Here is a 6,195-nt window from a genome sequence, read left to right on the forward strand (position 1 = left end):
GATGGCTAAAGTCGAATCTCAAGCCGGCGAACTGCAAGAAAAGCTCATTGCAGTAAACCGTGTTTCGAAAACTGTTAAAGGTGGTCGTATCATGTCCTTCACCGCGTTGACCGTGGTGGGTGATGGTAACGGCCGTGTAGGTTACGGTTACGGTAAGGCCCGTGAAGTTCCGGCCGCCATTCAAAAGGCGATGGAACAGGCTAAGCGTAACCTGAACAAGGTTGAGCTGAACAACGGCACCCTGCACCACCCGGTGCGTGGCGTTCACTCTGGCTCCACCGTGTTCATGAAGCCGGCCTCCCAAGGTACTGGTATCATTGCAGGCGGCGCCATGCGTGCCGTACTGGAAGTCGCTGGTATCCACAACGTGCTGGCCAAGACCTACGGTTCCACCAACCCAATCAACGTTGTTCGCGCAACTGTCGACGCTCTGGTTCACGGTCAATCACCGGAACAGATCGCGGCCAAGCGTGGTCTGCGCGTTGAAGAAATTCTGGGGTAATGCGACATGGCTAACACTGTAAAAGTAACTCAAACTCGCAGCTCTATCGGCCGTCTGCCAAAGCACAAGGCGACTCTGCGTGGTCTGGGTCTGCGTCGCATTGGTCACACCGTTGAGCTGGAAGATACTCCCTGCGTACGCGGCATGATCAACCAGGTTTATTACATGGTTAAGGTGGAGGGCTAAGCATGCGTCTGAATACTCTGTCTCCGGCCGCTGGCTCCAAGCGCGTCAAGCACCGTCCGGGCCGTGGTATCGGTTCTGGTCTGGGCAAGACCGGTGGTCGTGGTGTTAAAGGTCAAACCTCTCGTTCCGGTGGCGGCAAGGTCCGCAACGGTTTCGAAGGCGGCCAGATGCCTTTGAAAATCCGTCTGCCGAAGTTCGGTTTCTTCTCTCGCAAATCTTTGGTTTCTGCCGAAGTGCGCCTGAACGAAATCGCCCTGGTAGAAGGTGATGTGGTCGACGTGAGCACTCTGAAGCAAGCCGGTGTTATTACCAAAAACATCGTGTTCGCTAAAGTTGTTCTGTCTGGCAACATTGACCGTGCTGTGACCGTTCGTGGTCTGTCCGTCACCAAGGGTGCACGTGCAGCCATCGAGGCCGCTGGCGGTAAAATCGAGGAATAATCAGTACAATGGCTAAGAAACCAGGATTGGATGTTAAAGCACAAGGTGGTCTGAGCGAACTGAAGAGCCGTCTGCTCTTCGTTCTCGGGGCAATTATCGTGTTCCGTGCAGGCTCTTATGTGCCGATCCCTGGTATTGACGCCGCCGTACTGGCCGAGTTGTTCCAACAACAGAAGGGCACCATCATTGAGATGTTCAACATGTTCAGTGGTGGTGCACTCTCGCGTGCTTCTATTCTTGCACTGGGGATCATGCCGTACATTTCGGCGTCGATCATTATCCAGTTGCTGACTGTGGTTCACCCTGCTCTTGCTGAACTCAAGAAAGAAGGTGAATCCGGCCGTCGCAAGATTAGCCAATATACCCGTTGGGGCACGCTGGTTTTGGGAACGTTCCAGGCCATTGGTATTGCAACAGGTCTGCCGAATATGATGCAAGGACTCGTGACTCATCCGGGTTTGGGCTTCTATTTCACAGCCGTTGTGAGTCTGGTCACCGGTACCATGTTCTTGATGTGGTTGGGTGAACAGATTACCGAGCGTGGGATTGGTAATGGTATCTCGTTGATTATCTTCACAGGTATCGTCGCCGGTCTGCCTCATGCCATTGGCGCTACGGCCGAACAGGCACGTCAAGGGGAATTGCACATCCTGCTGTTGTTGTTGCTGGGCTTGATTGTTTTCGCTGTGACTTACTTTGTGGTGTTCGTGGAGCGTGGTCAGCGTCGTATCGTCGTTAACTATGCCAAGCGTCAACAAGGCCGCCAAGTATTCGCTGCGCAAAGCACACACCTGCCGTTGAAAGTGAATATGGCCGGTGTGATTCCTGCGATTTTCGCATCCAGCATCATCCTCTTCCCGGGTACCATTACCTCCTGGTTTGGTCAGGGCGAGGGCAAGATCGCTGACATCCTGCAACAGGTCTCTATGGTCCTGCAGCCGGGTCAGCCCTTGTACGAGATGCTCTATGCAGCAGCCATTATCTTCTTCTGCTTCTTCTATACCGCGCTGGTGTTCAACCCCCGCGAGACAGCAGATAACCTGAAGAAGAGTGGAGCCTTTATCCCGGGGATCCGCCCGGGCGAGCAGACAGCACGTTACATCGATAAGGTTATGACTCGCCTGACATTGGCAGGCGCGCTCTATATTACCTTTATCTGTCTGGTACCCCAGTTCCTGATGACTGCCTGGAACGTACAGTTCTACTTCGGTGGCACCTCGCTGCTGATTATTGTGGTAGTTATCATGGACTTCATGGCTCAGGTTCAGACCCATATGATGTCTCATCAATATGGCGACGTCCTGAGGAAGGCCAACCTGAAGGGCTACGGCCGCTAAAGGTCGGCGTAGTTACGGAGTTAAGCAATGAAAGTTCGTGCTTCCGTTAAGGCAATCTGCCGTAACTGCAAAATCATCAAGCGTCACGGTGTGGTGCGTGTGATTTGCAGCGAGCCAAAGCATAAACAGCGCCAAGGCTAATTTTTTACGGTTAGTACTTGCAACAAATAGTTGTGCTGGCTAATATAGCCAGCCAACTTTTGTTGTGTATTGGTTGACCGCCACGTATCCGCTCACGGGCTTTGTGGTGGTCGTTATCTACTATATGTAGGAGTGAATAGTGGCCCGTATCGCTGGCATTAACATTCCTGACCATAAACATGCAGTCATTGCGTTGACTGCTATTTATGGCGTCGGTCGTACCCGCTCCAAGGCCATCTGTGCCGCAGCCGGTATCGCTGAGAATGTGAAAATTAAAGACCTGGACGAAGCTCAGATCGAGAGTCTGCGTGAACAAGTAGGTAAATTCACCGTTGAAGGTGACCTGCGTCGTCAGATTTCCATGAACATCAAGCGATTGATGGATCTGGGTTGCTACCGTGGTTTGCGTCACCGTCGTAGCCTGCCTGTTCGTGGTCAACGTACCAAGACCAACGCTCGTACCCGTAAGGGTCCGCGCAAGGCTATCAAGAAGTAACGGGAAGGTAGAAAATGGCTAAAACTCCGACTCGTGCTCGCAAGCGCGTTAAAAAGCAAGTGAGCGACGGTATTGCGCACGTTCATGCATCTTTCAACAACACAATCGTGACCATTACTGACCGTCAGGGCAATGCTCTGTCTTGGGCTACCTCTGGTGGTTCCGGTTTCCGTGGTTCCCGTAAGTCCACTCCGTTTGCTGCCCAGGTAGCTGCTGAGCGTGCTGGTGAGATCGCCAAAGAATACGGCGTGAAGAACCTGGAAGTCATGGTCAAAGGTCCGGGTCCCGGTCGTGAGTCTTCCATCCGCGCTCTGAACGCGGCTGGTTTCCGCATCACTAACATTACTGATGTGACTCCGATCCCGCACAACGGTTGTCGTCCTCCCAAGAAGCGCCGCGTGTAACGCTGTAGCTACTTGGTCTAGGATTGTTGGAGAAAGAAGATGGCAAGATATATCGGTCCTAAGCTTAAGCTTAGCCGTCGTGAGGGCACCGACCTCTTCCTGAAGTCTGGTGTTCGTGCGATTGATTCTAAGTGCAAGATTGACACCGTTCCTGGTCAACACGGTGCGCGTAAAGCGCGTCTGTCCGACTACGGTGTGCAACTGCGCGAGAAACAAAAAGTACGTCGTATCTACGGCGTATTGGAAAAACAGTTCCGCAACTACTACCGCGACGCTGCCCGTCAAAAAGGTAACACCGGTGAAAACCTGTTGCAGCTGCTGGAAGGTCGTCTGGACAACGTCGTCTACCGCATGGGCTTCGGCGCCACTCGTGCTGAATCTCGTCAGCTGGTGAGCCACAAAGCCATCATGGTAAACGGCCGCGTTGTGAATGTTCCTTCTTTCCAGGTATCCCCTGAGGACGTGATCTGCGTTCGCGAGAAGGCTAAGAAGCAAGCGCGTATCAAAGCTTCCCTGGAAGTTGCTGGTCAGCGCGAGAAGCCGACTTGGGTAGAGGTTGACGCTGCTAAGATGGAAGGTGCCTTCAAGCGCCTGCCGGAGCGTTCCGACCTGTCTGCCGATATTAACGAACAGCTGATCGTCGAGCTTTACTCCAAGTAAAGCTAGCTTCTAAAGAGAGGACACAATGCTGGGTTCTGTAACAGATTTTCTTAAACCGCGGCTAGTTGACATCGAGCAAGTTAGCCCGACTCACGCGAAAGTGACTCTCGAGCCGCTTGAGCGTGGCTTTGGCCACACGCTGGGCAATGCTCTGCGTCGTATTTTGCTGTCATCTATGCCCGGTTGTGCGGTTACTGAAGTCGAGATCGACGGAGTACTGCACGAGTACAGCAGCAAAGAAGGTGTACAGGAAGACATTCTTGAAATCCTGCTCAACCTGAAAGGTATCGCTGTGAAGCTGGAAGGCAAGGACGAGGTAACTCTGTCCCTGACCAAGTCTGGAACAGGCCCCGTTACCGCTGGTGATATCACTCACGGTGATGAAGTCGAGATCGTAAACCCGGAGCACGTAATCTGCCACCTGACTGGTGCCAATGCTGAGATCAGCATGCGCCTGAAAGTTCAGCGCGGTCGTGGTTATGTGCCTGCTTCTGCTCGTGTTCACAACGATGATGAAGAGCGTCCTATCGGTCGCCTGCTGCTGGACTCCGCGTTCAGCCCCATCGTTCGCATCGCCTACAATGTAGAAGCGGCACGTGTGGAACAGCGCACCGACTTGGACAAGCTGGTTATCGACATGGAGACCAATGGTACTCTGGATCCGGAAGAAGCCATCCGTCGTTCCGCCACTATTCTGGCAGAGCAACTGGAAGCCTTCGTGGATCTGCGCGATGTCAGCGTGCCCGAGAAGAAAGAAGAGAAACCCGAGTTTGATCCGATTCTGCTGCGTCCTGTCGATGATTTGGAGCTGACAGTTCGTTCAGCGAACTGTCTGAAGGCAGAAGCTATCCACTATATTGGTGATCTGGTACAGCGTACCGAAGTTGAGTTGCTTAAGACTCCTAACCTCGGTAAGAAGTCCCTGACTGAGATCAAGGACGTGTTGGCCTCCCGTGGTCTGTCTCTTGGCATGCGCCTTGAGAACTGGCCGCCCGCCAGCATCGCTGACGAGTAATCCAGATTACGGGTTTCACAGATTTAGTTAGAAGGATAAGGTCATGCGCCATCGTTTGAGTGGTCGTCAACTGAACCGGAACAGCAGCCATCGTCAGGCTATGTTCCGCAACATGGCCAGCTCCCTGGTTCGTCATGAGATCATCAAGACGACTCTGCCTAAGGCAAAAGAGCTGCGTCGTGTAGTTGAACCGCTGATCACCCTTGCCAAGACTGATAGCGTTGCTAATCGTCGCCTGGCATTTGCCCGTACTCGCGATAACGCGATCGTGGCTAAGCTGTTCAATGAACTGGGCCCGCGCTACCTGGAGCGCGCCGGCGGTTATACTCGCATTCTGAAATGCGGTTTCCGTGCTGGCGACAACGCTCCTATGGCTTACATTGAGCTGGTGGACCGCCCGGCCGCTGCTGAAGCAGCTGCTGAGTGATAAAAGAAAAAGCCGGGCTTGTCCCGGCTTTTCTTTTAGTGGATTTTGATACTGCCTCTACTGCCTCTACTGCCTCTACTGCCTCTACTGCCTCTACTGCCTCTACTGCCTCTACTGCCTCTACTGCCTTGCTTTGTAAGTGAGCGATGATTTTTCAATAGTCTCTATATTAAGTCGTTTATCTCTGCCTAAACGACAGCGGTTCGTGTTACATAGCCAAGAGTAGGGTAATGTCATTGTTCATCTGTCGTATAAGTGGGTCATGAGTCATGGAGTGTGGTTGCTATAGTGCCTTTGAGGGCTTGTTTCTGTGGATAAGTTTGTTTAAAAGCTGTGCTTGGATATGAATAACTAAAAAAGTGCCGCTTTTTGCAATTTTATTGCAGAGGAGGGGTTGCCAGAACGAATTCGCTCCCTATAATGCGCCTCCATCGACACGGCAAGCGGCAACGCAGACAGCCAAGTCGATAACCTCGAAAAGCCTGTGAAAATAAGGCTTGACTCGAGAATGCGGTTGAGTAGAATGCCACTCCCGCAGCAGCCAAAAGCTGCGTTGTTCTTTAACAATTTGAATCAAGCAATCTGTG

General features: G+C 52.5%; 10 protein-coding genes. All 10 read left to right on the forward strand.

What is annotated here, in order from left to right; translation table 11 throughout:
• Nucleotide 1 precedes the first annotated feature (1 nt).
• The 10 genes from rpsE to rplQ all read left to right on the forward strand — a co-directional run bounded on the left by rpsE (nucleotide 2) and on the right by rplQ (nucleotide 5,608).
• Entirely contained in the window at nucleotides 2-502 is a 501-nt protein-coding gene (gene rpsE, locus ACVDHI_RS16825) for a 30S ribosomal protein S5 (RefSeq protein ID WP_005340605.1), read from the forward strand.
• 6 nt (nucleotides 503-508) lie between these two features.
• Nucleotides 509-688 (forward strand): 50S ribosomal protein L30, encoded by a 180-nt coding sequence (gene rpmD / locus ACVDHI_RS16830; RefSeq protein ID WP_005307985.1) that lies wholly within the window; start codon nucleotides 509-511, stop codon nucleotides 686-688.
• A gap of 2 nt (nucleotides 689-690) precedes the next feature.
• Nucleotides 691-1,128, forward strand: a complete 438-nt coding sequence (gene rplO / locus ACVDHI_RS16835; RefSeq protein WP_005307987.1) for a 50S ribosomal protein L15 — start codon at nucleotides 691-693, stop codon at nucleotides 1,126-1,128.
• 8 nt (nucleotides 1,129-1,136) lie between these two features.
• A complete protein-coding gene (gene secY / locus ACVDHI_RS16840) occupies nucleotides 1,137-2,465 on the forward strand; it encodes a preprotein translocase subunit SecY (protein ID WP_010672567.1) in 1,329 nt (442 codons plus the stop codon).
• Between the two features lie 27 nt (nucleotides 2,466-2,492).
• On the forward strand, nucleotides 2,493-2,606 hold the full coding sequence (rpmJ, locus tag ACVDHI_RS16845; protein WP_005319705.1) for a 50S ribosomal protein L36: 114 nt from the start codon (nucleotides 2,493-2,495) through the stop codon (nucleotides 2,604-2,606).
• Between the two features lie 139 nt (nucleotides 2,607-2,745).
• A complete protein-coding gene (gene rpsM / locus ACVDHI_RS16850; RefSeq protein WP_005307991.1) occupies nucleotides 2,746-3,102 on the forward strand; it encodes a 30S ribosomal protein S13 in 357 nt (118 codons plus the stop codon).
• Between the two features lie 14 nt (nucleotides 3,103-3,116).
• Nucleotides 3,117-3,506, forward strand: a complete 390-nt coding sequence (gene rpsK / locus ACVDHI_RS16855) for a 30S ribosomal protein S11 (protein ID WP_005319702.1) — start codon at nucleotides 3,117-3,119, stop codon at nucleotides 3,504-3,506.
• Between the two features lie 39 nt (nucleotides 3,507-3,545).
• Nucleotides 3,546-4,166 carry a 30S ribosomal protein S4 gene (gene rpsD / locus ACVDHI_RS16860; RefSeq protein WP_010672568.1) on the forward strand — a complete coding sequence of 207 codons (621 nt, stop codon included), beginning with the start codon at nucleotides 3,546-3,548 and terminating at the stop codon, nucleotides 4,164-4,166.
• A gap of 25 nt (nucleotides 4,167-4,191) precedes the next feature.
• Nucleotides 4,192-5,181, forward strand: coding sequence for a DNA-directed RNA polymerase subunit alpha (locus ACVDHI_RS16865; protein WP_005307997.1), 990 nt, complete (start codon nucleotides 4,192-4,194; stop codon nucleotides 5,179-5,181).
• 43 nt (nucleotides 5,182-5,224) lie between these two features.
• Nucleotides 5,225-5,608 (forward strand): 50S ribosomal protein L17, encoded by a 384-nt coding sequence (gene rplQ, locus ACVDHI_RS16870; RefSeq protein WP_005307999.1) that lies wholly within the window; start codon nucleotides 5,225-5,227, stop codon nucleotides 5,606-5,608.
• The last annotated feature ends 587 nt before the right edge of the window (nucleotides 5,609-6,195 follow it).

The sequence above is a fragment of the Aeromonas sp. 25-248 genome (assembly GCF_053005425.1).

What these genes read in the sequence shown, in the direction of transcription:
- rpsE (WP_005340605.1), top strand. Translation starts at nt 2, where the DNA reads ATGGCTAAAGTCGAATCTCAAGCCGGCGAACTGCAAGAAAAGCTCATT.
- rplO (WP_005307987.1), top strand. Translation starts at nt 691, where the DNA reads ATGCGTCTGAATACTCTGTCTCCGGCCGCTGGCTCCAAGCGCGTCAAG.
- secY (WP_010672567.1), top strand. Translation starts at nt 1,137, where the DNA reads ATGGCTAAGAAACCAGGATTGGATGTTAAAGCACAAGGTGGTCTGAGC.
- rplQ (WP_005307999.1), top strand. Translation starts at nt 5,225, where the DNA reads ATGCGCCATCGTTTGAGTGGTCGTCAACTGAACCGGAACAGCAGCCAT.
- rpmJ (WP_005319705.1), top strand. Translation starts at nt 2,493, where the DNA reads ATGAAAGTTCGTGCTTCCGTTAAGGCAATCTGCCGTAACTGCAAAATC.
- rpsD (WP_010672568.1), top strand. Translation starts at nt 3,546, where the DNA reads ATGGCAAGATATATCGGTCCTAAGCTTAAGCTTAGCCGTCGTGAGGGC.
- rpmD (WP_005307985.1), top strand. Translation starts at nt 509, where the DNA reads ATGGCTAACACTGTAAAAGTAACTCAAACTCGCAGCTCTATCGGCCGT.
- rpsK (WP_005319702.1), top strand. Translation starts at nt 3,117, where the DNA reads ATGGCTAAAACTCCGACTCGTGCTCGCAAGCGCGTTAAAAAGCAAGTG.
- ACVDHI_RS16865 (WP_005307997.1), top strand. Translation starts at nt 4,192, where the DNA reads ATGCTGGGTTCTGTAACAGATTTTCTTAAACCGCGGCTAGTTGACATC.